The 24,305-nt window shown below is 51.8% G+C and carries 36 protein-coding genes; 7 read left to right on the top strand and 29 right to left on the bottom strand.

What is annotated here, in order from left to right; translation table 11 throughout:
- The first annotated feature begins 105 nt into the window (after positions 1-105).
- A complete protein-coding gene (locus tag EBA31_RS07340; RefSeq protein ID WP_122078049.1) occupies positions 106-909 on the top strand; it encodes a hypothetical protein in 804 nt (267 codons plus the stop codon).
- Here the strand turns inward: EBA31_RS07340 and EBA31_RS07335 are convergent.
- From EBA31_RS07335 to EBA31_RS07290, 11 genes are all read right to left on the bottom strand, one after another.
- Positions 881-1,333, bottom strand: a complete 453-nt coding sequence (locus EBA31_RS07335; RefSeq protein WP_122078047.1) for a phage virion morphogenesis protein — start codon at positions 1,331-1,333, stop codon at positions 881-883. The genes EBA31_RS07340 and EBA31_RS07335 overlap by 29 nt on opposite strands.
- Positions 1,320-1,796 carry a phage tail protein gene (locus EBA31_RS07330; protein ID WP_122078044.1) on the bottom strand — a complete coding sequence of 159 codons (477 nt, stop codon included), beginning with the start codon at positions 1,794-1,796 and terminating at the stop codon, positions 1,320-1,322. Before EBA31_RS07330 ends, EBA31_RS07335 begins: the two co-directional genes overlap by 14 nt.
- Positions 1,768-1,998, bottom strand: a complete 231-nt coding sequence (gene lysC / locus EBA31_RS27030) for an Rz1-like lysis system protein LysC (RefSeq protein WP_238387435.1) — start codon at positions 1,996-1,998, stop codon at positions 1,768-1,770. Before lysC ends, EBA31_RS07330 begins: the two co-directional genes overlap by 29 nt.
- Positions 1,892-2,320 carry an Rz-like lysis system protein LysB gene (gene lysB, locus EBA31_RS07325; RefSeq protein ID WP_122078042.1) on the bottom strand — a complete coding sequence of 143 codons (429 nt, stop codon included), beginning with the start codon at positions 2,318-2,320 and terminating at the stop codon, positions 1,892-1,894. Before lysB ends, lysC begins: the two co-directional genes overlap by 107 nt.
- A complete protein-coding gene (locus EBA31_RS07320; RefSeq protein ID WP_122078039.1) occupies positions 2,317-2,829 on the bottom strand; it encodes a lysozyme in 513 nt (170 codons plus the stop codon). The genes lysB and EBA31_RS07320 overlap by 4 nt, the downstream gene beginning before the upstream one ends.
- Positions 2,813-3,022 (bottom strand): HP1 family phage holin, encoded by a 210-nt coding sequence (locus EBA31_RS07315; protein WP_031231709.1) that lies wholly within the window; start codon positions 3,020-3,022, stop codon positions 2,813-2,815. Before EBA31_RS07315 ends, EBA31_RS07320 begins: the two co-directional genes overlap by 17 nt.
- A gap of 4 nt (positions 3,023-3,026) precedes the next feature.
- Entirely contained in the window at positions 3,027-3,230 is a 204-nt protein-coding gene (locus EBA31_RS07310) for a tail protein X (RefSeq protein WP_015379118.1), read from the bottom strand.
- On the bottom strand, positions 3,230-3,718 hold the full coding sequence (locus EBA31_RS07305) for a head completion/stabilization protein (protein ID WP_023447568.1): 489 nt from the start codon (positions 3,716-3,718) through the stop codon (positions 3,230-3,232). Before EBA31_RS07305 ends, EBA31_RS07310 begins: the two co-directional genes overlap by 1 nt.
- 93 nt (positions 3,719-3,811) lie before the next feature.
- Complete coding sequence (locus EBA31_RS07300) at positions 3,812-4,471, bottom strand: terminase endonuclease subunit (RefSeq protein ID WP_033649039.1); 660 nt, start codon at positions 4,469-4,471, stop codon at positions 3,812-3,814.
- A 2-nt stretch (positions 4,472-4,473) separates the two neighbouring features.
- Entirely contained in the window at positions 4,474-5,658 is a 1,185-nt protein-coding gene (locus EBA31_RS07295; protein WP_060453263.1) for a phage major capsid protein, P2 family, read from the bottom strand.
- Between the two features lie 42 nt (positions 5,659-5,700).
- Positions 5,701-6,516: a GPO family capsid scaffolding protein gene (locus EBA31_RS07290; RefSeq protein ID WP_122078038.1), complete on the bottom strand. Its 816-nt coding sequence runs from the start codon at positions 6,514-6,516 to the stop codon at positions 5,701-5,703.
- Between the two features lie 142 nt (positions 6,517-6,658).
- On the opposite strand from EBA31_RS07290, the gene EBA31_RS07285 reads away from it, so the two are divergent.
- Together EBA31_RS07285 and EBA31_RS07280 are read left to right on the top strand one after the other, a co-directional pair.
- Positions 6,659-8,431, top strand: a complete 1,773-nt coding sequence (locus tag EBA31_RS07285; RefSeq protein ID WP_122078036.1) for a terminase ATPase subunit family protein — start codon at positions 6,659-6,661, stop codon at positions 8,429-8,431.
- Positions 8,431-9,465, top strand: a complete 1,035-nt coding sequence (locus tag EBA31_RS07280; RefSeq protein ID WP_122078033.1) for a phage portal protein — start codon at positions 8,431-8,433, stop codon at positions 9,463-9,465. The genes EBA31_RS07285 and EBA31_RS07280 overlap by 1 nt, the downstream gene beginning before the upstream one ends.
- A 30-nt stretch (positions 9,466-9,495) precedes the next feature.
- Here EBA31_RS07280 and EBA31_RS07275 read toward each other — a convergent pair whose 3' ends face one another.
- The 15 genes from EBA31_RS07275 to EBA31_RS27025 all read right to left on the bottom strand — a co-directional run bounded on the left by EBA31_RS07275 (position 9,496) and on the right by EBA31_RS27025 (position 17,680).
- Positions 9,496-10,806, bottom strand: a complete 1,311-nt coding sequence (locus tag EBA31_RS07275) for a DUF3644 domain-containing protein (RefSeq protein ID WP_122078031.1) — start codon at positions 10,804-10,806, stop codon at positions 9,496-9,498.
- A gap of 165 nt (positions 10,807-10,971) precedes the next feature.
- A complete protein-coding gene (locus EBA31_RS07270) occupies positions 10,972-11,316 on the bottom strand; it encodes a type II toxin-antitoxin system HicB family antitoxin (RefSeq protein ID WP_233496209.1) in 345 nt (114 codons plus the stop codon).
- Complete coding sequence (locus EBA31_RS07265; RefSeq protein ID WP_071605322.1) at positions 11,313-11,567, bottom strand: type II toxin-antitoxin system HicA family toxin; 255 nt, start codon at positions 11,565-11,567, stop codon at positions 11,313-11,315. Before EBA31_RS07265 ends, EBA31_RS07270 begins: the two co-directional genes overlap by 4 nt.
- A 368-nt stretch (positions 11,568-11,935) precedes the next feature.
- Positions 11,936-12,133, bottom strand: coding sequence for a hypothetical protein (locus tag EBA31_RS07260; RefSeq protein ID WP_162302870.1), 198 nt, complete (start codon positions 12,131-12,133; stop codon positions 11,936-11,938).
- Positions 12,134-12,180: 47 nt separating this feature from the next.
- Positions 12,181-12,363: a hypothetical protein gene (locus tag EBA31_RS07255; RefSeq protein ID WP_102780101.1), complete on the bottom strand. Its 183-nt coding sequence runs from the start codon at positions 12,361-12,363 to the stop codon at positions 12,181-12,183.
- A gap of 80 nt (positions 12,364-12,443) precedes the next feature.
- Positions 12,444-14,660, bottom strand: a complete 2,217-nt coding sequence (locus tag EBA31_RS07250) for a replication endonuclease (RefSeq protein WP_122078026.1) — start codon at positions 14,658-14,660, stop codon at positions 12,444-12,446.
- A complete protein-coding gene (locus tag EBA31_RS07245; RefSeq protein WP_122078023.1) occupies positions 14,657-15,172 on the bottom strand; it encodes a hypothetical protein in 516 nt (171 codons plus the stop codon). The genes EBA31_RS07250 and EBA31_RS07245 overlap by 4 nt, the downstream gene beginning before the upstream one ends.
- Positions 15,162-15,443, bottom strand: coding sequence for a DUF5405 family protein (locus EBA31_RS07240; protein ID WP_122078021.1), 282 nt, complete (start codon positions 15,441-15,443; stop codon positions 15,162-15,164). The genes EBA31_RS07245 and EBA31_RS07240 overlap by 11 nt, the downstream gene beginning before the upstream one ends.
- A gap of 122 nt (positions 15,444-15,565) precedes the next feature.
- Complete coding sequence (locus tag EBA31_RS07235; RefSeq protein WP_122078018.1) at positions 15,566-15,790, bottom strand: TraR/DksA C4-type zinc finger protein; 225 nt, start codon at positions 15,788-15,790, stop codon at positions 15,566-15,568.
- Entirely contained in the window at positions 15,790-16,101 is a 312-nt protein-coding gene (locus tag EBA31_RS07230; RefSeq protein ID WP_122078016.1) for a DUF5405 family protein, read from the bottom strand. Before EBA31_RS07230 ends, EBA31_RS07235 begins: the two co-directional genes overlap by 1 nt.
- Positions 16,101-16,343 (bottom strand): DUF2732 family protein, encoded by a 243-nt coding sequence (locus tag EBA31_RS07225; RefSeq protein WP_122078013.1) that lies wholly within the window; start codon positions 16,341-16,343, stop codon positions 16,101-16,103. Before EBA31_RS07225 ends, EBA31_RS07230 begins: the two co-directional genes overlap by 1 nt.
- A gap of 63 nt (positions 16,344-16,406) precedes the next feature.
- Entirely contained in the window at positions 16,407-16,709 is a 303-nt protein-coding gene (locus EBA31_RS07220; protein ID WP_043148063.1) for a hypothetical protein, read from the bottom strand.
- 11 nt (positions 16,710-16,720) lie between these two features.
- Positions 16,721-16,900, bottom strand: a complete 180-nt coding sequence (locus EBA31_RS07215) for a phage filamentation protein Fil family protein (protein ID WP_072010285.1) — start codon at positions 16,898-16,900, stop codon at positions 16,721-16,723.
- A 10-nt stretch (positions 16,901-16,910) separates the two neighbouring features.
- Positions 16,911-17,420 carry a phage regulatory CII family protein gene (locus tag EBA31_RS07210; RefSeq protein ID WP_122078010.1) on the bottom strand — a complete coding sequence of 170 codons (510 nt, stop codon included), beginning with the start codon at positions 17,418-17,420 and terminating at the stop codon, positions 16,911-16,913.
- A gap of 29 nt (positions 17,421-17,449) precedes the next feature.
- Positions 17,450-17,680, bottom strand: a complete 231-nt coding sequence (locus tag EBA31_RS27025; RefSeq protein ID WP_122078008.1) for a regulator — start codon at positions 17,678-17,680, stop codon at positions 17,450-17,452.
- A gap of 140 nt (positions 17,681-17,820) precedes the next feature.
- On the opposite strand from EBA31_RS27025, the gene EBA31_RS07200 reads away from it, so the two are divergent.
- The 3 genes from EBA31_RS07200 (at position 17,821) to EBA31_RS07190 (ending at position 20,521) form a co-directional block, all read left to right on the top strand.
- Positions 17,821-18,393: a phage repressor protein CI gene (locus EBA31_RS07200; RefSeq protein WP_122078005.1), complete on the top strand. Its 573-nt coding sequence runs from the start codon at positions 17,821-17,823 to the stop codon at positions 18,391-18,393.
- A gap of 30 nt (positions 18,394-18,423) precedes the next feature.
- Positions 18,424-19,413, top strand: a complete 990-nt coding sequence (locus tag EBA31_RS07195; protein ID WP_122078002.1) for a hypothetical protein — start codon at positions 18,424-18,426, stop codon at positions 19,411-19,413.
- Positions 19,414-19,486: 73 nt separating this feature from the next.
- Positions 19,487-20,521, top strand: a complete 1,035-nt coding sequence (locus tag EBA31_RS07190; RefSeq protein WP_122077999.1) for a tyrosine-type recombinase/integrase — start codon at positions 19,487-19,489, stop codon at positions 20,519-20,521.
- Positions 20,522-20,735: 214 nt separating this feature from the next.
- On the opposite strand, the gene EBA31_RS07185 is transcribed toward EBA31_RS07190, so the two are convergent.
- The 3 genes from EBA31_RS07185 to EBA31_RS07175 form a co-directional block, all read right to left on the bottom strand.
- Positions 20,736-21,704 (bottom strand): threonine/serine dehydratase, encoded by a 969-nt coding sequence (locus tag EBA31_RS07185; RefSeq protein WP_122077997.1) that lies wholly within the window; start codon positions 21,702-21,704, stop codon positions 20,736-20,738.
- Positions 21,705-21,907: 203 nt separating this feature from the next.
- Complete coding sequence (gene eco / locus EBA31_RS07180; protein ID WP_046374026.1) at positions 21,908-22,420, bottom strand: serine protease inhibitor ecotin; 513 nt, start codon at positions 22,418-22,420, stop codon at positions 21,908-21,910.
- Between the two features lie 140 nt (positions 22,421-22,560).
- Positions 22,561-23,409, bottom strand: a complete 849-nt coding sequence (locus tag EBA31_RS07175) for a 5'-methylthioadenosine/S-adenosylhomocysteine nucleosidase (protein WP_122077995.1) — start codon at positions 23,407-23,409, stop codon at positions 22,561-22,563.
- A 160-nt stretch (positions 23,410-23,569) separates the two neighbouring features.
- Here EBA31_RS07175 and EBA31_RS07170 point away from each other — a divergent pair, with 160 nt between their 5' ends.
- Positions 23,570-24,304 (top strand): phosphatase PAP2 family protein, encoded by a 735-nt coding sequence (locus tag EBA31_RS07170; RefSeq protein WP_046375060.1) that lies wholly within the window; start codon positions 23,570-23,572, stop codon positions 24,302-24,304.
- The last annotated feature ends 1 nt before the right edge of the window (position 24,305 follow it).

Below are 24,305 nucleotides of genomic sequence, written 5' to 3'. Positions count from 1 at the left end.
ATGCCGCCCGGCGCGGGCGGCGACAATAAGGAGAGGTTGGAAGGCTAAAGACACAACAAGCTAAAAATTTGCTAATATCGTTTCGGATTTTTTAAGGAGAGAATAATGTTTGGAATAGAGCAGACGTTCCCAGAAACATTCAGATTTTTCTTTTCATTAATTTGCGCTGCAATTATCATTTGGCGCTGCGGTGGGATTTCCGCACTATTCCGAATTCTATTGAGAATTGCCGGATTGAACTTCAAAAAAGGAGTCTTAGGCAGGGCTGACGATGAGATATTCTACACTCAGAAGTTCATGTTATTAAATGGCGTTAAAGTTGCAAACACCAAGGATGCAAAATTATTATCTAATGGATTACTTACAGGCGAGATTTCAAAAAAGAATTTTTACTTCACCTCTTTCTTCGGAACCGTAGGAAAAAGCAAGTCATCTCCTCATGATACCGCCCTCTTAGTTGCCATAATCATCATCATAATAGCATTCTCTATATCACTATTAAGTAGCTTCCCAAAATCGGGTTATACAAACTTCAACTATAAAGACACATCACTTTTAGTTTCCCAAAATGATGTAATCATCCCTGCAGGGATATTCAAGGAAAACAAAACATTAAACATTAGTGCTTGCACGAGAATCATTAAAACACATCCATATGATGCATATCGCGCAGCATGCGAATACATTGCATTAAAGGATGAGAAAAAAAACCAAGAGTTAATTGATGCAATAAACTCTTGGGATGACATGAGAAAAATATCATTTGTTATATTCATGTCCATATTGATTTTTTCCGCATGCTTAATCTGGGGAATAACCAACCATAAAAAACTAAATGAACACATATTTAAATGTAGAGAACAAGAACATAGGTTTGGTATCAATTCAAATCAAGAAGGTGGTAAATAATTATTTCCTCTATAGCTTTAATGTCGCTGATTGAATACCCAAGTAACGGACGGGCCTCATATTTTACCGCCTCGCTGTGCTGCGTCGGCCGATCGCGCAGGCCGTAATGGTGAACGTTTACCATGCGTTTCACACGCCCGACAAACTCAACCACGGCCGCATCGCTGTTACCCTGGGCTTTCAGGTAACGGGCCGTGCGCAGCTTGGAGAACATCGCCCGATCGCGCAGGCGCTTTTTGCTGCGAAGCCGCGTTTTGCGCTGCGCGTAAGGTGTGCCGTCCGGCGCCTGCTGGCGTTTGATGTGTTGCTGTTGACCGGCGCGCAGTCGCTTTGACACGGCAACGGCCAGCGACTTACGCGACTGCGGCGACAGCTTGGCAATCAGCCCGGCCAGCCGGGTGTCAAAGGGGTTAAGCTCGCTCATGCCATTCACTCACTAATTCGCCGTGAACAAAGAGCTGCATCGGCCGCGTCACGTCCTCCGGTAACGGCGGCTCCGGCAGGTGCTCAACATGCAACGCGCCATCGCCTTGCTCTTTCACCAAAACACGTTCGGTCAGCTGCAGTGACACGCTGAAATCGTAAGAGCCGTTGTTGTTAAAGTCGCTCGCAAAGGTGATCCCGGTGCGGCGCTTTTCCTCCGTTGCCATAATGTCCGGCTGGTTCTCCCGTAGCCATGCCTGAATCGGCACCATGATTAAATCCAGATCGCCGGTATAGTCCAAAAACAGCAGGTTCAGCGTATAACGGTATTCATGTGACAGCGAGGTAGCAAGCGTAGCGGCCACATTGCCGCGCTCTACCCGCACTTGCAGATTTTCAGGGTTGCGCTGTAGCCACGGCAGGCAGCTTGTTAGCTCAGCGCGGAGCTGTTGCGGTTTTAACATCGTGTTGTTCCTGACAGTGTTTTATCGTTTCGACCTGCACCGCGCAGGCCGCCAAGGCGTTTTCAAGCTGGCGAATATCGGCGCTCAGATCGCCGTTAGTCGCCGGGCGGCTGGCCGGGATGTGGCACGGACTCACTTTCGGACAGCCAACGTAGATAATCCGCGGCGCCGGTGAAGCCGGGGCGCTGGTGCAGCCGGGCAACGTCAGCAGGCAAAGCAGTGTTAAACCAATCGCGTAATTGCTGATTTTCATTGAGTAACCTCTGTATTTTCTGCTCGCGCGTCAGCGCCAGCCGGTGCGCGGCGGTGAGATCGCCCCTTAACTTTTCCTCTTCCTGCGCCAGCACACCTACCGCCGCCTGCAACGTGTCGATCGCCGCGCGGGTATCGGTCAGCGCCGCCGCTATCCGGCCGTTCTCCTGCCGGGCGCTTTCCAGCCGTTCACCCAACGTGACAATCTGCCATTTCATCCAACCGGCGACGACCAGCGCCAGCACCAGAAACCACCCGATCGTGCGGCTCATGGCGCGGCCCCGATCAGGCAGTGTGCCAGCTCAGCCGCCCGGCGCCGTTCCAGTCCCGGCGATTTGACGCCGTTGACGAACACCCAGCGCGGCAACTGTTGGCAGGCGCTGCGCCAGTCCTGCCGCTTGATGAAACCGGCCAGCGTAGAGCCACAGGCTGCCGTGACGCCGACGTTAAAGGCAAAGGACACCACCGCGTCATAAACCGGCGGCGGCATCGTGACAGGCATACAGCGCCCTATGCCGCGCTCCACGCGATACACGTCGGCGATGAGGTTAACGGCAGCTTGGCGCTCGCTGATAACCTTGCCGGGCTTTACCCCGGCCGTGTGGCCAATGCCGCTTGTCCAGACGCCCGCCTGACACTGGTACGGCGATAAACGACAGCCCTCAAAATCGGCCAGCAGGCGCAACCCGGCCTCAGAGCTCTGCAGCGCGCTGAATTGCGGCAGCAGCACCGCCAGCGCCAGCACAGCGGCCACGCTGCAGCGTTTAGCGATTGAGTTCATCGTAAACCCTCCGGCTAACGCCTAGCTTGTTCAACAGCTGGTAGCTTTTGCGGCGGTAGTACCAGTTAACGAGGAACGTGCCGACGCCCACGGCGGCGCCAACCATAAAGGCGATGTCCTGCGGCGAATACTTGCCAATCCACGCGAGGAACATCGCCACCGCGTAGGCTAAAAATGAGGTGATGCGCTCCATGTTTTTAATCCCATAAATTGACGGTTTCACGCTGCGGCGCGGCGGTCACGTCCGGCAGCTCAACCGGGTGGCCGTGGGGCAAAATCGCCCCGGCAGCGGCCAGCCCTTCATTTAGCGAATAGACCTGCTCAACCACGCCCTGCGTGCGCCCGTAGTAGCGCCAGCAAATCGCGTCAACGGTGTCGCCCTGCAGGGCGTAGACTCTCATCAGAGCAGCCCGATGATGCAGTGGCTACGCTCGGCCACGTTACTGATCGCGTTGCGGGCGTTGCGCCACAGCTCGCCGATCGAGGCTTCGACCACATCAGCCTTGCGGCCGCCAGTGGCGGTAGTGTCGAAACTGCGGTATTGCTCCGAGAGCGTCGCCATGGTCATCGCGCTAACGGCATTGCGGTATTCGCTCACCCGCACGCTTTCGCCGTCGAGCTGTTCGCCCGGCACATCCTCAAGCCGCTGATAGCCGTCGGCCATCTGGTCGCGGCGGAAAGTGAACAGCTCGGCGTTCACCTCCGCGATCGCGCTTTTAATTGCCAGCCGCAGGCGCGGGGCGGTGATGGTGCCTTCAATGCGCATCACGTCGCGCACGTCCGCCGGGTCAATGTCCGGCCAGAAAAAGACGTTTTTAACGATCGGCTCATCCTCCGGGCGCGGGGCTGGCGCGTCCGGGCGTGGCCGCTTAATCACAACGGTGCTCATATGACCTCAGAAAGTTAGGGGGCGGTGGACGACGGCGTTGACGAGGTGAAACCTGTCGCGGCCGTCGTGCCGCCCGGCGCGGGGCGCGTTCTGTCAGCGGCTGGCGGCGGTGCGTATTGCCCGCTCCAGCCGTTCAATGTCTTTTTTCACGCCGCAGCCGTTATGCAACTGCAGCGCACGCTTAAGGTGGTTCAATGCCAGTTCAGCCCTGCCCGCCGCGCGCAAGACGTACCCGGTTATTTTGTGCAACTTGGCGCGCACTTGGTCGGGCATGTCTTCTGCGTCGGTGAGTTCCATCGTCTGCGTGAGGTGGTCAATGTTGACCGGCTCCCCGGCCTCAAAGGCGCGGGTGGCAGACTCGGCGACGTCTTCTGCGATGAGGTATGGCGTGGAGCGTGCGAAATTGCCCGGCGGCGCTAGCTGGTAGCGCAGCGCATAGCGGGCGATGTCCAGCGCGCCGGGAATATCCCCGGCATCCAGACGCCAGATCATGACCGTCATCAGAATGGCGTCCTGCGCGCCGCGACCTTCGGCAAGCACACCGGCAACCCAGGGGGCATAGTCCGGCAGCAGTTGGCGCTTGAGTTCGGCCTTACGCTCTTGTGAGCGCACCTGTTTGAGCTTTCGCTTATCTTCATTGAGTTTAAGCATCATCCGTTCATAGCCGTTGGCGTGGCGCAGCGGGTCATTCTCCCGCTGCGCGGCCTCGACCGCTGACTGGCGCATAAGGTGACGGCGGGCAGGGCTGGTCATGATTATTTACCGCCTTTCGCTTTGTCGTCTGCCGGTGCTTCCTCCGGGGCTTTCACCTCGGTATCAGCGGCAGGCTCCGCTGGTGCGGCGGCTACTTTGACAGCCTTAACAATGGCCTCGGCCAGCTCGGCGATTTCATCTTTTTTTGGTTCCGTCGGTAACAGCTTAATGTTCTCCACCAGACAGCCGCAGGCGTAATCCTCCACTACATAATCCTCATTGATGGATTCATAGTTTTCGATGCGGTCACGCTTCGAGTTTTCCACCATATGGCGTCGGTGCGTGTCCTCCTGCCAGTAGATCGACAGGTTATCCATGCGCGTAATCAGCAGCGCATCCGCCGGGAAGTACGGCACACGCACAGCAGGCAGGTTGCCGATGCGTTTCTGGCTGATAATCAGATCGGCGGCCAGCGCTTCGGTGTTGGGCTGTTCCTGATTGACCAGCGGAAAATACTTGTCGGCCAGCAGTTGGCGACCGCAGATCACCACCAGTTCCGGATCTTCCTGATACCATGGCGCGATAAGGGTGTTGGTGGCATCCATCACCAGTGCGTCGAGGTTGGCGTAATCGCCACCGGCGCCCACGCGGACTTTTTCAGACACCACGCTGCCGTCCTCCCCCACGACTTTATTCATCACGCGGCCCGGCGCATTCTCGCGGTACTTCTGCAACCAGCCCGGCCCGATGTCTTGCAACAGCGGGAATTTGACGCGGTTGGAGGTTTTAGCGCGATGAGTACCGTTAAAGCCGATCATGATGCGGTCAAGCGCCTGACGTTCAACAATTGCATCGCGTAAACGGGTCTGGAAATCCTGATAACGGGCCCACAGGTCAAGGGTGTTGTAGCGGATGTGGAAATCGTAATTCACCTGCTGGCAGAAATAGCCTTCTGCATCCAGCGAGGCAAAGTCGGCCGTTTCGCGTTCATCGCCGCCGGCGGTGTCGGTGGTGCTGGCGATGGAGCCGCTCACACCTAAACCGACTTTCTCTCCCTTCATTTCCTTAACCGGCACGATATTGATGCGGGTCAGGAACGTCGAGGAATCCTGTACGCGGGTCATGATGGTTTGCGTGACGGACGGCTCAACGCTGAATTTTTTATCCAGATCGCCGGTCGCTACGCCATTCAGTTCGGCGAGGCGAGACAGAAAAGCATTAAATTTAAAACGAGTTTGCTTGCGCATTTTTCTTCCTGTTTTTGTTCGGTTTTATCGGGTGTGACTGCCTTAGCAGTCGGTCAGCACGTCTTGCGCGCTGTTGCCGCCGGTGGCCTCTGGGCGGGCCTGCTGGCTGAAATCTTCCGAGGTGGAAAGCTGGGCTTGCAGCGCGCTGAACGCATCGCTGCCGGTTTTTACCTGTTGCTTGAGGTCGGCAACCTGCTTGCTCAGTGCAGCGAATTTCTCGGTAAAGCGGGTGTCCGCTTCCTGCAACTGCTCGGCCACGGTCATCACGGCGCCTTCCATCTCATCAAATCGCACATCGTCGGTGGCCTGCTTGCGGCTAAACATCGCTTTGATGCGGGCAGAGAATGAGGTTTCCGGGTCAGCGACCGGCTCAAAATCGAAATGGACTTCGAGCGGCGCGGAGAACTCGACATTCTCGTGGCGGCGGCAGAACTCCAGCATGTCAGTGCCGAGGCTGGCCGGATCATCGGTGACGGCCAACCCGACCAGATAAGACTTGCCGGTTTTGGCGAAATCGCGGCGGATCTCCATCGAGGTGAAAACTTTTTGGCCCGCGCCGACCATCGACACCAGATCTGCTGTCGGGGCCAGACTGGCGTACAACGCCCACTTGCCGTGCAACAGCGGTTCGTCCGGCTCGTCGATTTTCTCGGCCTTCAGCTCAACCACGCCGCCGTAACGACGAAAATAACCGTCCGGCAAAATCCCCTTGATGTGTTCCATGTTGATGCGGGCGCCGTACACCTTCGGGCTGTAGGTCGCGGCCATCTGCTGAATATCCGCAGCGCCGATCTCGCGGCCGTCAACGGTGTCGCCTTCAACGCCGATGCGGAAAAACTTAGTAACTTTCTTTGCCATGTAAACGGCTCCGGTTGTGGTGATTGGGTTCGGGGCTAGTTTCGGGGGAATGGCGCCGCGTCTCAACGCGTTGCGGTTGGAAGATCTTAGGCACAACAAGGGCTTAATGCGAGCCGCCCGGCGCTTTCGTAGCCTTGTCGGCATGAATACAACACCGGCAACAACCATCATCAGCGATCCGCGCCGCCAAGCTGCCTTGCTCTACTGGCAGGGCTTCTCTGTGCGCCAAATTGCGGAAACGCTGAACCTCAAGGGGCCGACCGTGCAGAGCTGGAAACTGCGCGATAAATGGGATGACATCGCGCCCATTTCCCGCGTGGAACAAAGCATGGAAGCGCGGTTGATTCAGCTCATCATGAAAGACGTCAAGGAGGGGAAAGACTTCAAAGAAATCGACCTGTTGGGCCGCCAGATTGAACGGCTGGCGCGGGTTAATCGCTATTCGGCGACCGGCAACGAGGCGGACTTAAACCCGAACGTCGCCAACCGCAACAAAGGCGAGCGCAAGCCCGCCGAGCGCAACGTGTTCAGCGAGGCCGCCGTGGAGAAGCTGCAAAGCATCTTCACAGAAACCACCTTCGAATATCAGATGGGATGGTATCGCGCCGGGCTGCAACACCGTATCCGCAACATCCTGAAATCGCGCCAGATCGGCGCCACGTTCTTCTTTGCCCGCGAAGCATTACTTGATGCGCTGACCACCGGCCGCAATCAGATTTTCTTGTCGGCCAGTAAGGCGCAGGCGCATGTATTCCGCAATTACATCATTGATTTTGCCCGGCTGGTCGAGGTTGACCTGAAAGGCGATCCGATGGTGCTGCCGAACGGCGCCCGCCTGATGTTCCTCGGCACCAACGTGCGCACCGCGCAGAGCTACACCGGCAATCTGTATCTGGATGAGTATTTCTGGATACCGAAGTTTCAGGAGCTGCGCAAAGTCGCCAGCGGGATGTCGCTGCACAAGCGGTGGCGCACCACCTACTTTTCCACGCCGTCGAGTCTGGCGCACTCCGCTTATCCGTTCTGGTCAGGGGAACTGTTCAACAAAGGCCGCCGCAGCAAAGCCGACCACGTTCAGCTCGACCTCAGCCACAGCCACCTGTCAAAAGGCGTGCTGTGCGGCGATGGGCAATGGCGCCAGATTGTCACGGTTGAGGATGCGCTGACCGGCGGCTGTAACCTGTTCGACCTCGATCAGCTGTCGCTCGAATACAGCCCGGCTGAGTATCAGAACCTGCTGATGTGTGAATTTGTGGACGATACCGCGTCGGTATTCCCGTTCGCCGAGCTGCAAGGCTGCATGGTCGATACGCTGGAAGAGTGGGAGGACTTCAACCCTTACGCCGTGCGACCGATCGGCTATCGCCCGGTGTGGATCGGCTACGACCCATCGGAAGCCAACGGCGGCGACAGCGCCGGGTGCGCGGTGATTGCACCGCCAATGGTGGCCGGGGGCAAGTTCCGCGTGCTCGAGCGCCACCAGTGGCAGGGCATGAACTTTGCCGCTCAGGCCCAGAAGATTAAAGGCCTTACCGAAAAATATTGCGTGGAGTACATCGGCATCGATGCGACCACCGTCGGCCAAGGTGTTTTCCAGCTGGTACGCGAGTTCTTCCCGGCCGCGCGGGAAATCAAATATACCCCGGAAATCAAAACCGCCATGGTGCTGAAGGCAAAAGACACTATCGGGCGCGGCTGTCTGGAATACGACACCAGCCACACCGACATCACCGCCGCCTTTATGGCGATCCGCAAAACCATGACCGCCAGCGGTGCGCGCTCCACCTACACCGCCAGCCGCAGCGAAGAAGCCAGCCACGCAGATGTCGCGTGGGCGATCATGCACGCCCTCTTAAACGAACCGCTGACCGCAGGCAGCGGCCACAGCAGCCCGAACATTTTGGAGTTTTACTGATGAGCAAGCGCAAAGGCCGCAAGGCATTTACCCCCCCGGCGCCAGCCCCGGCAGCAGAGCAGAAGCAGGATTTTGAGGCGTTCACCTTTGGCGAGCCGTCAGCTGTGCTGGATAAGCGGGAAATTCTGGATTACATCGAGTGCACCACTAATGGCAAGTGGTACGAGCCGCCGATCAGCTTCGATGGGCTGGCACGCAGCGTGCGCGCCGCCGTGCATCACAGCTCGCCGATGTACGTTAAGCGCAACATTTTGGCGTCTACGTTCATCCCGCACCGGCTGTTAAGTCAGCAGGAGTTTAGCCGCTATGCGCTGGATTATCTGGTGTTCGGCAACGCCTATTTAGAAGAGCGCCAAAACCGGCTCGGCGCGCCGCTGCAGCTGAGATCCTCCCCGGCCAAGTACACGCGGCGCGGCGTGGATCGCGGCTCGTACTGGTTTGTTCAGGACTGGAAAGAGGCGCACCGCTTCAAGACCGACAGTGTTTTTCACCTGATTGAGCCGGACATCAATCAGGAACTGTACGGCCTGCCGGAGTACCTCAGCGCGCTTAACTCCGCCTGGCTGAACGAGGCGGCGACGCTGTTCCGCCGTAAGTATTACCAGAACGGGGCGCACGCCGGTTACATCCTGTATATGACCGACGCCGCGCAAAGTACCAGCGACGTTGACAGAATGCGCCAAGCCATGCGCGACACCAAGGGCTTAGGGAACTTCCGCAATTTGTTCATGTACGCCCCTAACGGCAAGCCGGACGGCATTAAGATTTTGCCGCTATCCGAGGTCGCCACCAAGGACGACTTTTTTAACATCAAGAACGCCAGCCGCGACGACCTGCTGAGCGCACACCGCGTACCACCGCAGATGATGGGGATTATCCCGAACAATACCGGCGGTTTCGGGGACGTGAAAAAGGCCGCTCAGGTGTTTGTGCGCAACGAGTTAACGCCGCTGCAAGAGCGCATGAAGGAGGTAAACGACTGGATCGGGGAGGAGGTGATTCGTTTCAATAATTATGAGTTGCCCTCAGATTGACAATCTGGCCGCCAGATTGGCGGCCTAACATTATTTTTTCCTTTTATTGGCATTATAAGTTTTCTTTGCGTTAGCCAAATATTTTTCATTCATCATCACTTTCTTAATAAACTCATCCACTAACTCATGAGAGTAATAGTGAAGTTCTGGATTTTCATTCTTATGATGATACTTATTGTTGCTTGACTTCCACCCATTCTTACATACAACAGCATCAAAACAGTTTCTATTTATTGATTTCAAACCCGTTTTCTTATCCGTATTAACAAGGTGTTTATCAATAACTGCATAATCAAATCTTTCAAATAAAACCTTATTAATCTCTTCAATAATTCCACTTTGCAAGTATGGGTGGGTTCTCGCTCGATCTACTGGCTTTTCGATAATAAGAGCTTTTTTTAAGCCTTCGATACCTTCATCTGCTTTAGCAAGTGTAATCGTCCTCCCATCTTCGTCAGATGTTGCGAATACAAGTTTAACATTTAGTGGTACAGCAAACTCTATATCATTATTATCATCAACATCAGCCTGTAAAGTAGTCGCAAGTTCAAGGATATCATCTGCAATGTTTCCATAGGTTGACTTCAAAACGGAAATTGGTGGTGATTTGAAATCACCTACTAATGATATCATTCCTGTATGGTTGTTGTTTAAGAACGAAACCTCTGTGAACTTTTCAAAACAAGATGTATAGTTCAACACACCAGACTGAAATATCCTTGATGTTATCCCCTGTATTTCTGGCATGAGAAGGTGAGCAGCCTGATCTCTAAAATATGTTATCTGCTCAATGTTTTTTCTGATTTTAGACTGAGCTGAGAAATTTTTATCCAAACAATCTCTGAGAGAAATCGTTTCTTTAAATCCTTTTTTATTTCCTTTTTTAAAAATACTATCCTCACCATCTTTTTCTATCAGCATAGCTTTAAGTAATTGTTCCCATGCGGTACAGAAACACATCACGAACGCATCCATTCTATTTTCTATTGATGGTCTATTATATAACTCTAAAGCCAACAACATATTATCTCTTGATTTAGATAATAATGCCTTGGCTAACTTCGATTGGCAATTATGGCCAAGACCTCTTCGATGCTTGCTCTGCGAAAGTAACTTGGCAAACTCAACGGTAGTTATGTTTTGACAATTCGATGCTTCATATACATCAGTATCAATCTCACTTATAAAATCTGATAACTGCCCTTTCCCTAAATAGGTTTTAAATGTAGCATTTTTCCAGCCAGTTACTAATAAAACATCTTCCTTAGTAAAACTAGCACCTTCATTTTCTTTTTGTTTAAGGAATTCAAATAGTGCTTCTAACGACTTTGTTATTTTCATTATTTTATCCTATTGCTGTGTTAATCTAACATAAGGCTAACCACAAATATTTTTACTAATAGAATAATGCCTGAATCAAACAAAGATCAAGTATATAAAGAAACAATTCCGATGATAATTATTGCACATGATATGGAATGGGCTCTTTAAGAGCCCATTTACTTGTCATGAGTGTTTTTCGATAACTAAATCAACGCCTTCATTCAGCAGCTCGTTAATCGACTGCCCGGTGGCCTGTGCGGCAAGGGCTAGCGCCTGATGGCGTTCCGGCGACAGGCGGGTGGTTACTTTGCCGCTGTACGACTTGTAGGGCTCGATGCCGTCTTTTTGGCACTCATCGAGAAAGACCGCGAGTGAGATCGCGCCTTCTTTCTTCAGCTCGTCCACGCTGTAGGCGTAGAAGTCAGCACCACCGTTCAGCCCGACAAACTCGCCTCTGAACATTTCAATTTCAGGGTCGAAGTTGATGACGGCCGTATGACCGTCAATTTTCAGTGTATTGTTCATCATGGTTTTATTCCTAAGCTATCCAACCAGATCCGAATGGAGTTAACCGCCCCCTTGTCAGTGGTAGGTCTGGGGTGTGGCCGGTGAAAGACTCTTTTTTCACCTTTCAACAGCACCGCGATCCTGGAACCTTCCCTTTCGTGAATCTCCGCCCCTAATGCGGTAAAAAGCGCCTCAATATCAGACCACTTTATAGAACCGTTGACAGGCCGGGCAAACACATCTGACAGCGTTTTTTGGTGTCGTTTGTTCATAGGGTTTATAGTATCACTTTATGACACCATTGCAAAATATTATGGTGTCGTTTTTTGGTGTCACTGATTGGCGATGTTATGCAGTGCGCTGTAAGCGCCTGAGAGCGCCATCATGGCGCCACGACATCAAACCCCATTCTCATACAAGTATTGCGATAAATCGCCGTTACGGGACGCTGGCGGCTCTTTTGGGAGGGGTTCAACACGGCTTGCGCGCAATGCTATCCCCGCCTCGCCTGCCCGCTTCATGTGTCGCTTTTAATGCAGTTGCATGATCCGGCGCGATCCGCGCCAGTGCTGGCGCGGCGGGGGTAAAAATAACACCGGATCATCATGCGATTTCATGCACTCTATGCATGCATGGGCTATCAGCAGAGAAAAAGGTATGTATTGTGCTGATAACGCCCCTCGTCAATCAGCCTGAACACGTGGCCGGACTGGTGCTTGATGTAGTAATTAGCCTCTTCAGGCGTTAGGTGTGTGCCGAGCCGGTTTGCGGCGTGAATGAAATCAACGGTCTTTATGCGGCGGCCCTTACCGTTCTCGTTGAAGTTTAACGCCGCCATAAACGCCCCAGCTAAGTTTAAATCTCGTCTCATGCGTCACCTATGGATTAAGAGATCGCGGCGAGTTGCCTGATCACTTCTGCTTTTTCAGGGGCAATGCTGGTTTTCATCTCCCCCGCCAGTTCTGAAATCCATATCAGTGCAATGTCTTTGTCTTTCGCTTGGCTCTCATAACAAACCCCCAGACGGGCGATGAGTTCAATTCTTTCTAAAACAACTACTTCATCCACTGCTTGCACCCTTTCCCTCCGATGCTTAATTACTGTATGCATATACAGTATATGCTTATCAGATTTAATTGCGCAAGAAATTATTGGAAGCCCGCCCAATCGCTAACCGCTGGATAGTGCATTGAAATATCACCAAATTTGACTTTAGCGCCGCGTGCCAGTGCTTCCAGTTCCGAGCGTGTTGGCTCGATGCCGTGTAGTGCCAGCTCTGAGTAAATTCTGGGAACGCGATCGCGTTCAGCAGCGGTTAATCTTGCTGAAGGAGCTGGCTCCGGCCGGCTATATGGGTCAATGCTTATCTGTTGCCTGGTTATCTGCGGGGCATCTGCACGTAAACGCGCCATAACAGACCGTGCAACGGTCATGTCATCCCAGTCAATTGGAGTGTCTGGATGGTGTTCCATCACCGCCACAGCCTCTACAGGCTCGCCATCCTGCGTATTTTCGGTGCCACCGCTGCCGACCAACCCACAGTTATTGACAGGACTCCGAGGCGCGCCGGAGGCGCTTTTCAAAGTCAAAGGCTCAACGGCAGCGGCTTTAGCGACGATGCGCCATTGCGTGGTGCGGGTTTCATAAACGCGATCGGCGCCGATGTGCGGAGCAAAAATCCCCGCGATTTTCTGTACTTCTTCGTCATAGGCGTTGCGCTCGTCGGCAACCCGGCGGGCTACACGCACAGTCTGAACGTCGCGAGCAACGTTAGGGCCACCCTGCGCCAGAATGTAAGCGGCAAAGTCACCGGCATCAGCAGCAGCGCGCACCGCCTCAACGGTTTCGTCAAACTCATCAGCCAGACTGACAGAACGGATCTTACGGCACTCACGCCATGCGCCGCGCGACGGCAGGCCGATAAAGTGGAATTGAGGGATACGCCATGTTGACGCCCACGCGGTGACGGCGGCCGCCGTATCAGTCAACAGCTCGCCGGTTTCATGATCGCGCTCGCCGTCCAGCGCGTAGCCGTCAATGTTTTTTGCAATGTATTTGGCGATATAGCCCGCCGCTCCGCCTTTGTTCAGGTGCTTGCAGTCAAAACGGTTTTTGGCGGCGCCGCGTTCGTCCCCATCTTCAGCCATGGCATAACGGCGCATGATGTCGATCACCTGCTGGCGCTGTTTTTTGGAGGTAAACAGCATCATATGCCAGTGCGGCGTCGCATCATGGTGCGGTTCGACAACGCGCACGCCGTAGACCTGCAGGCCCGCATCTTTAAACGCCGTGCGGATCTTGCTAAACAGCTTCACAAGATAGCGCTGGCCGTCTTTTGGTGTGTACGCCTCTTCATCCCATTTGTGATTAAAATGCACCTTCGGGCTGTTCTTGCCGACGGCGCGCGTCGGGTGATATTTGGATGGGGTGGTGATGGTGATAAACATCCCTTTATCGCCACGGATAGCGGCGGCCTGCTCAACACCGGCGATCATCGCCATTAACTCCATACGACGAATTTCCGGGTTAGAGATACTTGCCATCACCTTGTCGATGAGGCTGAAGCGTTCGCCGGTTTCGACGTTCTCAAGCTCGCGGCTGTTCAGATAATCAAAATTGGACTGTCGGCGCGCTTTCACATCGCGGATTGCCTGCCGACTGGCGTAGGACGACGCCCCACGGTTCACATTGCCGACGGCGATCAGCAACGCCTCGCGCCATTGCGTCCGCAGGGCTTTCAACTGGCGCTCCCACCACTCGGAATTAACCAACCGTGACAGACTGGCAATCGCTGACCGGGCATCCAGTTTGCCTTTGCGGTATTTGCGCCAGTGCATCGGGGTGATGTTGAAGGCGCGCGCCATACCGGCAATGCGGCCATAAAATTCTGATTGGGTGGCATCTTCGAAAAGCCCGGCATTGTCGCCGCCGTTCTCCGCCACAAACTCATCGCAGTAATCTTCGTAATTCTGCAGAAGTTGACCGGCCACCCGATCGGCAAGGCGGCGTAACTCTTTGTCATCCATGCCGGGCAGAGCTGCGTAGTTATCGACCTCAGCAGAAAACCGTATTGAAGCTGCGAGGTTCATCGCGTTTTTGGCGCTCACCGTTTGCAGGCGCGGCCAGATGCGGCGATCGAACTGGAATACCAGCCATTTGTTGGCGTCGTGCAGCCCTTTGCTCTTGAGCAAGTTGGTGTAACGCGTCAGGAACATGGCGCTGAGGAAGCGCGGCAGGCGGCGGATATTGGTTAAAACAGCTTGCCCCTGAGCGAGTTCCTCACGGGTAAGCGGTCTTACCGGCCCGGCAACTGCCGGGCGCGGTTCGTTCCATGGGTAAGCGTAGGCGGGTGCCGCTTGGCTCATTGCACTTTCGCGCCGTTGGCGTGGGCACAGTTGCCGCAGTAACGCTCATTGCAAGCAGAGCACAGGCCAACAACGAAACCAGCGGCGCGAACATCTTTGGCATGCTGAGTGCGGCAACGAGGATGCGTTTCACAGGACAACAGTACCGGCGTAGCCAACTTGGCGCGCGCCTCATCACGCTCTTTTGTGAGGTCTGCGATCTCGTCTGTTGCCGCTATCAGCGTTGCCTCGATGTCTTTTACGTGACGCTCAAGCCCAGTGATGAGTTGCTCTGCTGCCTCGGCGCGTCGCTTCATCTTAATCAGGTCAAATTCGTAATCGACGCAATTCGAGATTAGTGACCGTTCTATCTCCCCAATTTCTGACAGCAGGGCGGAGACGTACTCTTGCGAGTAAAGCGGCTCACTTGTGAATCCCTTTGGTGCGGTATAGCTATTACTTTTTACCGACGCCACGGCACCATCTAGGGTGCGCACGACATACATAACCGGCTTGCTCAGCTTATTGTCCATTTGCAGCCTCACACACCGCAAAAGCCTCTTGGCACAGGTTGCCAATGCGACCTATTTCCGCGCCCAATGTTGCAATGCTATTAACACTGGAATTGCGGACGCTGTGATGAATAAGGCCGTTAACAAGCTGGTTAATCGTAGGGTAATAGCCAATAGCCTCGTAACGCTCTTGGCCTTCGCTTTTTCCTGTTTTCCCTACCTTCACCGTATTAAGAATGAATTGCAGATTATCGCTGGTGATAACAAACTCAGAGCCGATTTTAATTTCCATGTAATTTCCTTAATCGTAATTTTGGTTTTCTGGTCTGCGTGCAAATTCTGAATCGCTCAAATCAGCCGCAATAAAATGACCTGCCAGCAACGCCAGCAGGCCGAACAAAATAGAGAACTCCGTCATGCCTTCCCCGCGTATTGGTGACTTTGCGTCTCGCGGATCTGCTGACAGCTTACGCATGTATCAACGCCGGGAACGGCAGCGCGACGCGCGGCAGGAATCGGAGCATCACATTCTTCGCAAACAAAGGCAGAAGGCAGCGCGGAGGATTTGCGAGCATTGGTAATCTGCGCCTCCAATACCAGCGCTTGCCGCTCCTGTTCGTAGTCCATCAAGTCGGCCATTAGTGCAACTCCGATTTTGTATTCAGTTGAATTAGAGCCTGTCGCCCTAATTCCGCGACACGGTGCGATTCTTTAATGACATCGCTAATGCTTGTAATTGATTGATGAAATACGCCTCGATTAACGGATAAATTAATCAGGTCAGAGATCAGTTTTAACTCATTAGAGTAAACCGCTCTTGTTGGATAATGTTTCTCCTTGGTTTCTTTGTCTGTTTTTACATCCGCCAGAATTAAAGCTTCCGGGTTAGTCCCCTGCGCTTCAATTTTAATGATGGCGAAGGTGCCATTAACTTCAACCACGTTAGCCATTAGTGCAGCTCCTGCGCTTGATTCTCTATCGACTCGGCCTCTTGGCGGAGCAGCTCTACAGCCTCGGCAGCCGTTAAGCCGTTCTTAGAGATATGTGCAGCCAAACGTACCAAACGAGCAGCGGCGAGATCGGCTTGGTTCTTACGCTCATCAAGGCGGGCGTTATCAAGCAACACAGCCACCTGTGAAATATCGCTACCTTCCTTTGCTGGGTCTAACCCCATAAAAATCACATTCGACATATTTAACCCTTATTTCAGACAAAGCGATGCCCGGCGGGTTAACGCCAGAATTACGCAATGCGGTTAATTAACGTTTAATTCGCAATCATCATCACTGATAAATCGCGGCAAGGTTTTTGATAAATCAATCAGGTCATTCAGCGCCCACACAATTTGTTTACGCTCTGAATAACTCATTTCTGCAAACTTCATTTTTATATGCCGCTCTTTCAGCCCGGCATGAAAACAAACAGTTCTGCGGATATGTTCCGGCGACTTATCAAAAGCCTCTTGCGCCTGATTCTGCTTATGAGGGAACAGCTCACGCTTAATCTGTGAAATGCGCTTAATGCCGATCGCTTTTTGTGTTTCAGTAGCCAACAACATGACAGCCCCAATTAACGGCAGAAAAAACGGCGCAGCGGTGAAACAGGCTTAGCCGTTGACAGGCCACGCAGTAAGGCCGCCTGATCGTGACGTGGGCGCCAGCGCTTTCCGCCCGGCAGTTCAATAAAACCATGTTCAAAATGCCGCGATGGGCTTTGTTGTTTCAGCAGTGGGGCGATAGAAATAACCACGGTGATCACCTCAGCTTAAACCAGCAACAGCGCCCAAGCCGCTGATAACGTCAACGGTGGAGGCTAGCGCCGGGGTGGATTGGATGCGGTTCTGAACGGTCAAGCCGATCAGCGACAAATGGCGGATCGCCGTGTTGACGCTTTCAAGCAGTGCGCTTTTGCGTATCGGCGTTTTGTGGTCGCCATGCACGGCGGCGGCGGCAACGTTGCCGATTGCGGCAGTAGCGTGCAGCGCGTAGGCAGAGATGTTCCCGGTGCTGGCTTCGTTGACCGGTACAGATGGCATGCAGTTGATTTGTGCTAGCAAGGCATCGAGCAAGCCAGCGTCTTCAGTAGCATCAGTAAGCGCCAATAACTCCGCACAAGTGAGCTGGTGCGGCTGTTCCGGGTTCAGTTTGTTGCGTAATACCTGCGGCCTCATACCAATGCTATCGCCAAGCGTAACCAAGTTATGACGCACAGAGAACTGGCGGCAGGCCATATCAAAATGTGGATGTTTTGAAACCTCGTAATCAAACATTCCTCTCCCCTTTTGATGGTGGCAGTATCTCAAACCGAAACCGAAACTTCACATTTCGATAGTGCATCTAGTGTTAGCTTCACCATATTGATGAGTACTTTTTCACGTTTCCCATCCTTAGATAGACGGTGACGGTATGATGACAAGCGCCCATCAGCGAGCATGTCATCAACAGTGCTCTTAGATAACCCAGTGAGTTCACAGTATTTTTCTATGCTTACGTGAGGTGTAGGAACCGTGATTGAAATGTTTTTACGCATAGTGCAAGATCCTCCGATGACCTGTGGCGGGTCGCGATAAGTGGTGGTTATTGGCGCTGAAAGCCAAAATCTCCGTTTCGAGGTAAATTTATTACTCCGATTCGGATTAGTCAATTAAATTTACTTTGTTTTGGTGGTGTATGGAATTTAATCAGGGTGCTAAAGCAGCAATCGAAAGGATGGTTGAGGCCTACGGAGTCAAGACAAAACTGGCCCTATGTGAAGCATTAGGAGTAACTGCAAGTGCTCTTTCTAATCGACAAGTCCGTGATTCTTTCCCTGCTGAGTACGTACTGAAATGTGCTCTCGATACAGGTGCTTCATTGCGGTGGCTAACATATGGTCAAGGTGAGATGTTTGAGCAAAACGTTATCACGGCCCCTTCTGCACTCTCAGTCCCATCGAAGAAACTTCTAGGTCGTCAACTGCACGACGGAGATACCTTATTATTAGATAAGGAATTTCTCCCTGAAAATATAAAAGACCCAATAGTTATAACTGATGGAAACACTCATTACATTGGCACGCAAACATATAACGAAATTTATGACGGCACATGGCTTATAAATATAGATGGAAATATTAGCATAAGAGAGATCGTGCGTATTCCTGGAAACAAAGTGAATATATCTGATCTAAAGCACTCTTTTGACTGTGCTCTTAATGAACTCAATGCGATAGCTAAAATCCTTATGAAATGCACATTAGAATAATAATCATCTCTAAAAAAGGAGATAATAATTATGAAAAAAGCAATAAACTTCAAATTTTTACAGTTAAATGAGCGAAAGCTCTCAGAACAATGGATGTTTTGGTTGTCTATTTCAATCCCCTTGGCTTTGTCAATAACCTTATCCATTCCCCTATGGTTGCAAACAAAAATAAACATATCGGCAGAAGGTTATGACAATTTCTTGCGAATATTTAAACTACCAATTGGTGTGTTATCCTTATCTATTCCACTAGTAGCCATAGTTGCACATATTCATAGAACTATACAAACAGCAGAGCAGATACAAACAACTAGAAGAAAAAACGCTGCGGATAGTTTTTTCTCGCATCATAAATTTATGATTGAGGCACTTGGAAAAGTCGCAACTAAAGACATTGCGTTATCCAACTGCCCTGTAGAGTACAAAATAGGAGACCCTTATCAACTATATGATAATTTTTTCACACACTCGTCATATGAAAATGGAATAAATACATCATTTTTAGTTAAAGCCACATCATCAATTGAACGTGAAATAAATAAAATAGAAGGGTTTTTAATTAAATCACGAGATAATGAAGACAATAAAATTGAGAAGATATACTCATTAAGAGAAATTTCAGATTCAATTAAAACCATTGAGAACGATCTCACTATAGCTGTACCAAAGTTCAAAACAAACAACCTTGTCATGGATCGAGTTGACGGTGTAACGGTATTACATGTCATGGATTATCGCGACGAACCTGAGCTAAAGGAAAGGCTAAGGTCTTTAGTCTATATCACAAAAAAGATATTCCAAATAATAAACACACCTTATTTAGAACCTGATACAGTTTGTTTTTACTCAAATTTATCAACACCAAATTACTATTTTTTTAATGAGGTTTTTGATGATGTTGTTCTTACAAAAATGAGCATTCGCCACGGCATAACAGTGAACGGTGCAAGTAAATATGATAAGCACTACCAAGAGTACTCCAGCACTTTAGCGAAAAGAAAGGCTGCTAATGCTGTATAAAAGACAATAATCAAACATTGACCACTGTGATTGCATACAGTTAAATACCCTCCAAATTTCAAGAGGGACTACAATGGCAGTTCGGAAACAAACATCCGGTAAGTGGTTATGTGAGTGCTACCCTGCTGGTCGTGAAGGCCGCAGGGTACGTAAACAGTTCGCAACCAAGGGTGAGGCCTTGGCATTTGAACGCTTCACTATGGAACAAGTAGATAACAAGCCGTGGTTAGGCGAAGCGATTGATCGCCGTAAACTGAGTGAAGTCGCTAAACTATGGTACAACCTACATGGCCAATCCCTCACCGCTGGTGAACGTACCTACAAAAAACTATGCCTTGTGATTGAAGCTCTGGGCGATCCCCCTGCTACTACCTTCACCGCAAAAGACTTCGCGCATTATCGTGATAAACGTTTGTCCGGTGAAATCTACTTTTCCGAGAAGTGGAAGAACGGTGCAGAACCAGTCACCGTTAATCTTGAACAAAGCTATCTAAGCGGTATGTTCAGCGAGTTGGCCCGGCTTGGCGAATGGAACCAACCCAATCCGCTAGAGAACATGCGTAAGTTCACCGTAGCGGAAAAAGAAATGGCGTGGCTTACTCACGCACAAATCACAGAGCTATTAGCAGCCTGCAGCAAAGGCGATACTGATTTGCCGCTTGTGGTCGAGGTATGTCTAAGCACCGGCGCACGTTGGCGAGAAGCGGAAAACCTCACCCGGTCACAGATAACACCCCATAAGATCACCTTCATTCGAACCAAAGGCAAAAAGAACCGCAGCGTTCCGATCAGTAAAGCACTGTACAAGAAGTTGATAACGCTGGGCGATGATCGTCTATTCAGCGAATGCTATTTTCGCTTTATGGCGGCGCTCGAAAACACCAGCATTCAGTTGCCCAAAGGCCAACTGACCCATGTGTTACGCCATACCTTCGCGGCGCACTTTATGATGTCTGGCGGCAACATTCTGGTGTTGCAACGCATCCTCGGCCATCATGATATCAAAATGACGATGCGCTATGCTCACCTTGCACCGGAGCACCTCGAAACCGCTCTGCAATTCAACCCGCTAGCGACGATGCCAAGTGGCGACAAAGTGGCGGCATAGATTGACAATCCCCGTATTTCCTCATCCTTCACCGACATTAAAACTCTTTATAAAACAACTAACTTATTGATTTTACTATTGTGATGAGGAAATCGGGTTTTTTGTTGCCTGAAATAAAGTGAGCCGGTGGTTCGGCCCAACAAAACCATTAAATTCATTGATGCTCAGACGTGACTTATAAGCAGGCGTAACTCATCCGAAAATTGCGGTGAACTCAAAGATTGCGCGAATAACTCACCCATTTCGCCATGTCTTGATGGGATATATTCCCACCGCACACCACCATCCCGATCACCGCATTGACGGGCAGCTTGGGCACAATGGTCAGCACAGCGGGAATGAGCGTTCCGGAAGCCAATTCGACCCACTGCTTAGCCTCTTCGCCAAAAGCGATCATCCCTTCGATGGCAGCCTTATCTGAAACAACCACTATGTCTTCGACATAAGCTTGAGCATGCGCAAGCATCATTTCATCAATGACGGGCACCCCCAGCGTGGAAATAATGGACGTGACCTCAATCTCGACAGGTTTCCCGGCGCCAAGCGCCTGATGCATTGAATTGGCGCCCGCAGTTTCAACACCCCAAATTCTGATCTCCGGCTTGATGGTTTTCAGCGCCGTCGCCACACCGGCCAGCATGCCACCGCCACCTACAGCAACAAAAACATCGGTTAAATCAGGACAATCGGCGATAAACTCAAGTGCCAGAGTGCCATGCCCTTCGGCTATCAGCGAATCGTTACAGTCATCGATAACTATATAACCTTCGGCTGCCAAGGCCTTCGCTCGCTCAAACGCCGCATGAACATCCGTTTCTATCATGATGCTACTGCCCAACTGACGGACCCGGTCGATAGCGGTGGAGGGTGCGCTGGGTGGCATAATAATTGTGACGTCAGCGCCAAAGATTTTCGCAGCCTCGGCGATCGCAATACCAAAATTACCGCCGCTCACCGCAACAAACCGGTTATCTTTAAGCTCATCCGCCAGTTTCAAAAATTTGTTAAGCACCCCTCGGGCTTTAAAAGAACCGCCAAGCTGGGTGTTTTCCAGCTTCAGGAAGACGGGCCGCAGGATCTTTTCAGCCAGTTTCGAACCGGGAATGGCCGGCGTGCGAATCACTTTCCCAGATAAACGCTCCGCTGCTTCAATGATGGCGTTAAATTCAATTAATTTTGTCATGTTGGCCCAGTTAGGTAGATTGCGTTGCTGTGTATCGACACCAAACTACATACTTTTACTGCCGTTTTCTATTGCTATACCCCACTGTGCGACACACAAAAAAGCCCGTTTGGGGGGGTATGGCCAACGGCGCAATGCACTCCCCCAAACGGGCTTTTATCCGGTAATGACTTAGCCGTGCTAATGGTTAGCACGCATCGATATTATTTCTGCTCGGCCTTGTTCACCGTCTCTTCGGCTTTCCACACGCGGTATTTCACTTCCACGTCTTTCGGCACATAGACCACAATCGGCAAGCGGCTGTTGTAACGCTGCATGGACGCGTCACCCAAATTGGCAGCGATAAATTTCTGCTGTTTGCTATTGTCTGGGCACCCCATCAAGGTGGAGGCCGGATCGGACAGTTTTTCCAACACCAGATAGTCATAGCCCCAGCCGGAAAGGGTTTTGCTTTCCAGCGTGCCGCCGATCATGTGGTGGTTGCAGTCCACTTCCAGCGTTTTGCCGATCAGCAGTTCCACCTTGAAGTTCTCTTCGTGTTCCTGTTTTGGCAGGTAAATCACCTGACGGCTCATGCCTTTTTCCGCTTTAGGGTATGGCGCGACCTTTTCCAGCGGCTGTTTGCTGATATCGGTGTCTTCGGCAGAGGTGGCAGCAATGGCGCTGGCGGAAACGGCCATCAGCAGGCCGGAAAATACGACGGATGCCTTGTTCATGTTTTATCCCTACAATGATTAAATGCTTCGCCCATAAGCTAATACACTCCTGACAAGCTCGCCAGCAGTTTAATCTTCTTTACAATGGACAATGGTCAGCAACAACAACCATAATGCCGACCAAAAATCAGGATAAGCAATCAGCGAGATGCGTTTTCAGCGATATAAGCCTTCACCACCTGGTAGACATAATCCTGACACGCAAGCCCGGTCTGCGGATCGTATTTACCCTGGTTGGTAATATTGTTGGATAGGACGCGAATGCCGACAAAAGGAATATTGAAAGCCGCGGCTATCTGAGCGGCGGAAGCCGTTTCCATCTCTTCTACCAAGGTATGATATTTTTCGCGGAAGTCACGAATGCGATCCAGTTCGCTGTTCCAGACGTCGGCGGAGCCAATCACTCCTTCAACGACCTTGCCCTGCGCGTAGCTGCCCTTAACGCTCTCCGCTATCGCCAACAGTTTAGCGTCTGCCGGGAATTGACGGATCGTATGGGGATTTTTATCCTCACCGGCGCTGCCTTTCGAAGCCAGCAAATCCATAGGTTGCCACTGCCGTGAATCACTGCCTTCGCCCTGTGCTTTTTTCGGCGTTTTAAACGCGCCCAGGCTAACCGAATATTTTCCCAGCACGATGTCATACACTTTCAGCGCAGGATCGTGGCCGCCGGCAGTGCCCTGATTGATGATCGCCACCGGGCGGAACTCGGTCGCGGCGATCGCCGTAGCCGCCGCCGCGTTAGACATGCCTTTCAGCGTTTCCGACACCACGACCGGATAACCGTCCACGGTGCCGCGCCAGAAGCGCCAGCCGCCAATTTGTTCTTCATGCGGGTTGTCCAGACGTTGGGCGAAACGTTCCGCCTCCACCGGCATTGCGCCCTGAACCACAATCGGCCCGGGGACAACGCCCTGCTGCGCCACCGTCAGAGGAGAAATCAGCGCGCCACAGACCGCCAACAGCACAAGATTCAATTTTTTTGTCATCGCCACATCTTCCCAATAAAAAGCAAACGATTACCTTAACTGAAAGCCGATAGCTCGCCTATCCCTTTCTCGCAGCAGGCTTGCCCGGGCATTAAGGTTTTCTTAAGACAGAATTATTACAGTGGGGATCTCTATCTCTCTGATTGAATCTGAGCCCTGCGTGAATCCAAAACCTTCACTAAATCAATCCTCAACAACACCCCAAATTCAGACTAACGCCCTTTACTCGCTGCCGGCATCCTTTTACCGTTGGCAGGTTTTTGGGTTGATAGCCAGTGGGTTGCTGTTTCTTTGGCTGTCGCGCAATGAACAGCTGGACTGGGCCATCAGCAATTACTGGTTCGACGCCGCCAGCGGGCATTTTCCGTGGCAGAACAATCACTGGCTGGACTTGATTAACCACCGCCTGCTGAAAATCGGCGTGATTACCGGTGCGGTGCTGGCGCTGTTCTGGGGCATTTATCGCCGTAACCCGCGCATGATTGTCACTATGCTGCTGATCGGCATTGGTCCCTTGGTGGTCGGGATTCTTAAAGCCACCAGCGCACATTCCTGCCCTTGGGATTTAATCGAATACGGCGGCAAGGCGATGTCCTACCCTCTGTTCGGCGCAATACCGGCAGTACCTGGACCGGGGCGCTGCTTCCCTGGCGGTCATGCCTCCAGCGGCTTTGCCGTGATGGCGCTGTTTTTCCTGTTTTATCCGCAACGCCCACGCCTGGCTTACTGGTGTTGGTTCGGCGGCATTGTGCTCGGCATGCTGATGGGTTTTGGTCAGGTCATGCGCGGCGCACATTTTCTTACCCATAACCTGTGGGCGGGTTGGTGGGTCTGGCTCAGCCAACTGGCTGTTTATTGTATGGCGAGCGGGTTTGTCCGCCGCAAGACGAGGTAAC

The sequence above is a fragment of the Serratia sp. P2ACOL2 genome (genome assembly GCF_003691565.1).
Classification (GTDB): Bacteria; Pseudomonadota; Gammaproteobacteria; order Enterobacterales; family Enterobacteriaceae; genus Serratia; species Serratia liquefaciens.
The sequence above is the reverse complement of the archived record's forward strand: the minus strand, read 5'-3'. Positions and strand labels throughout refer to the sequence as shown.

Bases quoted from the DNA above. Each gene is read 5' to 3' on its own strand.
- EBA31_RS07340 (WP_122078049.1), top strand. From the start codon at position 106: ATGTTTGGAATAGAGCAGACGTTCCCAGAAACATTCAGATTTTTCTTT.
- EBA31_RS07335 (WP_122078047.1), bottom strand. From the start codon at position 1,333: ATGAGCGAGCTTAACCCCTTTGACACCCGGCTGGCCGGGCTGATTGCC.
- EBA31_RS07330 (WP_122078044.1), bottom strand. From the start codon at position 1,796: ATGTTAAAACCGCAACAGCTCCGCGCTGAGCTAACAAGCTGCCTGCCG.
- lysB (WP_122078042.1), bottom strand. From the start codon at position 2,320: ATGAGCCGCACGATCGGGTGGTTTCTGGTGCTGGCGCTGGTCGTCGCC.
- EBA31_RS07320 (WP_122078039.1), bottom strand. From the start codon at position 2,829: ATGAACTCAATCGCTAAACGCTGCAGCGTGGCCGCTGTGCTGGCGCTG.
- EBA31_RS07315 (WP_031231709.1), bottom strand. From the start codon at position 3,022: ATGGAGCGCATCACCTCATTTTTAGCCTACGCGGTGGCGATGTTCCTC.
- EBA31_RS07310 (WP_015379118.1), bottom strand. From the start codon at position 3,230: ATGAGAGTCTACGCCCTGCAGGGCGACACCGTTGACGCGATTTGCTGG.
- EBA31_RS07305 (WP_023447568.1), bottom strand. From the start codon at position 3,718: ATGAGCACCGTTGTGATTAAGCGGCCACGCCCGGACGCGCCAGCCCCG.
- EBA31_RS07300 (WP_033649039.1), bottom strand. From the start codon at position 4,471: ATGACCAGCCCTGCCCGCCGTCACCTTATGCGCCAGTCAGCGGTCGAG.
- EBA31_RS07295 (WP_060453263.1), bottom strand. From the start codon at position 5,658: ATGCGCAAGCAAACTCGTTTTAAATTTAATGCTTTTCTGTCTCGCCTC.
- EBA31_RS07290 (WP_122078038.1), bottom strand. From the start codon at position 6,516: ATGGCAAAGAAAGTTACTAAGTTTTTCCGCATCGGCGTTGAAGGCGAC.
- EBA31_RS07285 (WP_122078036.1), top strand. From the start codon at position 6,659: ATGAATACAACACCGGCAACAACCATCATCAGCGATCCGCGCCGCCAA.
- EBA31_RS07280 (WP_122078033.1), top strand. From the start codon at position 8,431: ATGAGCAAGCGCAAAGGCCGCAAGGCATTTACCCCCCCGGCGCCAGCC.
- EBA31_RS07275 (WP_122078031.1), bottom strand. From the start codon at position 10,806: ATGAAAATAACAAAGTCGTTAGAAGCACTATTTGAATTCCTTAAACAA.
- EBA31_RS07270 (WP_233496209.1), bottom strand. From the start codon at position 11,316: ATGATGAACAATACACTGAAAATTGACGGTCATACGGCCGTCATCAAC.
- EBA31_RS07265 (WP_071605322.1), bottom strand. From the start codon at position 11,567: ATGAACAAACGACACCAAAAAACGCTGTCAGATGTGTTTGCCCGGCCT.
- EBA31_RS07260 (WP_162302870.1), bottom strand. From the start codon at position 12,133: ATGGCGGCGTTAAACTTCAACGAGAACGGTAAGGGCCGCCGCATAAAG.
- EBA31_RS07250 (WP_122078026.1), bottom strand. From the start codon at position 14,660: ATGAGCCAAGCGGCACCCGCCTACGCTTACCCATGGAACGAACCGCGC.
- EBA31_RS07245 (WP_122078023.1), bottom strand. From the start codon at position 15,172: ATGGACAATAAGCTGAGCAAGCCGGTTATGTATGTCGTGCGCACCCTA.
- EBA31_RS07240 (WP_122078021.1), bottom strand. From the start codon at position 15,443: ATGGAAATTAAAATCGGCTCTGAGTTTGTTATCACCAGCGATAATCTG.
- EBA31_RS07235 (WP_122078018.1), bottom strand. From the start codon at position 15,790: ATGGCCGACTTGATGGACTACGAACAGGAGCGGCAAGCGCTGGTATTG.
- EBA31_RS07230 (WP_122078016.1), bottom strand. From the start codon at position 16,101: ATGGCTAACGTGGTTGAAGTTAATGGCACCTTCGCCATCATTAAAATT.
- EBA31_RS07225 (WP_122078013.1), bottom strand. From the start codon at position 16,343: ATGTCGAATGTGATTTTTATGGGGTTAGACCCAGCAAAGGAAGGTAGC.
- EBA31_RS07220 (WP_043148063.1), bottom strand. From the start codon at position 16,709: ATGTTGTTGGCTACTGAAACACAAAAAGCGATCGGCATTAAGCGCATT.
- EBA31_RS07210 (WP_122078010.1), bottom strand. From the start codon at position 17,420: ATGTTTGATTACGAGGTTTCAAAACATCCACATTTTGATATGGCCTGC.
- EBA31_RS27025 (WP_122078008.1), bottom strand. From the start codon at position 17,680: ATGCGTAAAAACATTTCAATCACGGTTCCTACACCTCACGTAAGCATA.
- EBA31_RS07200 (WP_122078005.1), top strand. From the start codon at position 17,821: ATGGAATTTAATCAGGGTGCTAAAGCAGCAATCGAAAGGATGGTTGAG.
- EBA31_RS07195 (WP_122078002.1), top strand. From the start codon at position 18,424: ATGAAAAAAGCAATAAACTTCAAATTTTTACAGTTAAATGAGCGAAAG.
- EBA31_RS07190 (WP_122077999.1), top strand. From the start codon at position 19,487: ATGGCAGTTCGGAAACAAACATCCGGTAAGTGGTTATGTGAGTGCTAC.
- EBA31_RS07185 (WP_122077997.1), bottom strand. From the start codon at position 21,704: ATGACAAAATTAATTGAATTTAACGCCATCATTGAAGCAGCGGAGCGT.
- eco (WP_046374026.1), bottom strand. From the start codon at position 22,420: ATGAACAAGGCATCCGTCGTATTTTCCGGCCTGCTGATGGCCGTTTCC.
- EBA31_RS07175 (WP_122077995.1), bottom strand. From the start codon at position 23,409: ATGACAAAAAAATTGAATCTTGTGCTGTTGGCGGTCTGTGGCGCGCTG.